The following is a 2,073-nucleotide window of genomic DNA, read 5'->3' as shown; positions in this document are numbered from 1 at the left end:
CTCGTCGACAAAGGCCTTGTCGAGAAGGGTGAGATAGATAACCGGACGAACTTTTACACGCTGACCCAACGTGGCCAGCGAGAGATCACTGCACGCAACGACTGGGAGCAGCAGTATCTTGACCAGGACGCCCCGACAGCCAGACGATCCGGCTACGTCGCCTTTCTGGTACAGTATTTCCCGCCACCGTCCCACCGCTTGTCCTACAGAAGGACAGACGTGAGCAAATACGTTACTAACTTCCGTGTCATAGGCTGCATATGGGACGTGACTTAGACGATATCGACCGGAGCATCCTCTATTTGCTCCAGCGGGATGCCCGTGAGACGACCACACAGGAGATTGCTGATACAGCCGGTGTCTCAGCGAGTACTGTCCACAACCGTATCGACCGCCTCGAGGCAGACGGCATCATCAAAGGCTATCATCCAGAGATCGACTACGAAGCCGCGAATCTTCCGTTACAAGTCACATTCGTCATCAGTGCACCCCCTGTCGAACTCCCCGATCTCTCGAAGGATATTCGGGGCATCCAGGGCGTCATCGACGTGCGGGAAATGCTGACCGGCCGCCGCAACGTCCACGTCGACGTCGTTGGGACGAGTACAAGTGATATCACTCGTATCACCGATGCCATCCACGACCTTGGTGTGGCAATCGAAAGTTCAGAGATGATGCGGCGGCGCCACGTCCAACCATTCAATCATTTCTTCCTGCAAGGAACCGACGGGGCGAGCGCGCATGACGAAAACGAACCCAGCGACCAGCCACCTGACTAATTCCGTATAGGAGTGCGACTTTCCACAGTATATCGGAGATAAATCGAGATATCCCACATCGATAGGTCCAGAAACCGCAGTTTTTCCCTCAAGTACTGCGGGAAGTCCAATGCATATGTAGAAGTTCACAACAGAGTTATGGTCGCGTCAGAATTAGTGCCATGTGAGGGAGTGAGACCGAGCACCGCAGTCAATGGGTCTCGTTGGGACTCCCTCGGTCCTACTCATGCCGAGACCGTCCCAGCACTTCACTCACTGACCAAACGTACGCCAGTCACAGGGCCATGTCCAAATCCACCACTACGGCGTCGCTCAACGCCATGTTCGATACGCTGAGGTCGTCATCTCGCCGCCAGATCCTGCTGGCAGTGGCCGATCAGAATTCACGCGGCAAAGATGAGTTCACAAAGGAGTCACTCGTTCCAGACGAGAGGGACGATGACAAATGCGAAGAGTGGGATACACAGTTACATCACGTCCATTTACCGAAACTCGCCGATAAGGGCTATCTCGAGTGGAACCCGAACACCGAGACGGTTCGCCGAGGACCCAATTTCGACGAGATTGCCCACCTCCTGAAAGCGATGGATAACCACGCAGACGAGCTACCAGACGACTGGCCGTAACGAATTGTGTCCCTTTCCTAACCTCTTTGACTGCTGTCGCTAGTAACGGTTCGCACACGGGGGTGACGCAGGATACCGTAGGATTTCGTTGGTCCCGTGATTTAGAGGTTTTCGAGCGGTGTAGTTTGGATGTCACCGTCACTTGTTACTGTTACTCGGTACCCACTGTACGCGAACACCACTCGTCCGGTTGTCCGGGATGTTCCATCAAAGTGAGGCGCAAACAGATCTTCGAGTGCATCTGGGTCGATCGCCTCATAGAGCGGCTCAAGTGACGTGGAATCGACGTTTTTCTGCGCGGCGACATGCGAGATAATTCGTGTCTTCAGGGAGTCGTCTGCGCTGCCGTCGAAGCGTCGTGAGTTCGCTGGCCGTCGCTGTGATTGCTCGTTGTCGGTCATAATTTACTCTCATCTACGCAACATCAGTCTGAGAGACCAGGATGGACAGACATGATTTTGCGTGTCGTTGGTCGCACAACGACCGCGGTCGGTTTAAAAGCTCTGTCGCGTAGGTATCGTATACATAGCTATACAGTACCGAGACCGCCTAATAAGCGATATACGACAGTTATTGAGGTGGTCACGAAATAACACCTCAGCTGTATGGGGCGACGAATAGCTCGAACAATCGCTTGTTGGTTACATTTGGAGGCGAGAGCGGGAACA

Annotated in this window: 3 protein-coding genes and 1 pseudogene; 3 read left to right on the top strand and 1 reads right to left on the bottom strand. The window is 53.9% G+C overall.

The annotated features are described in order from the left end of the window. The 3 genes and pseudogenes from ACRYA2_RS26535 to ACRYA2_RS26525 all read left to right on the top strand — a co-directional run. Positions 1-123: pseudogene (locus ACRYA2_RS26535) on the top strand (PadR family transcriptional regulator); the annotation flags it as partial. Positions 124-260: 137 nt separating this feature from the next. After that, a complete protein-coding gene (locus tag ACRYA2_RS26530) occupies positions 261-779 on the top strand; it encodes an Lrp/AsnC family transcriptional regulator (protein WP_433634808.1) in 519 nt (172 codons plus the stop codon). 320 nt (positions 780-1,099) lie between these two features. After that, positions 1,100-1,405 (top strand): DUF7344 domain-containing protein, encoded by a 306-nt coding sequence (locus ACRYA2_RS26525; RefSeq protein WP_433634806.1) that lies wholly within the window; start codon positions 1,100-1,102, stop codon positions 1,403-1,405. A 101-nt stretch (positions 1,406-1,506) separates the two neighbouring features. Here the strand turns inward: ACRYA2_RS26525 and ACRYA2_RS26520 are convergent, their stop codons facing one another. Continuing rightward, entirely contained in the window at positions 1,507-1,806 is a 300-nt protein-coding gene (locus ACRYA2_RS26520) for a HalOD1 output domain-containing protein (protein ID WP_433634804.1), read from the bottom strand. Between the last annotated feature and the right edge of the window lie 267 nt (positions 1,807-2,073).

Source organism: Halomicrococcus pelagicus (assembly GCF_050954125.1).
This window is presented reverse-complemented; position numbering and strand designations above follow the sequence as displayed.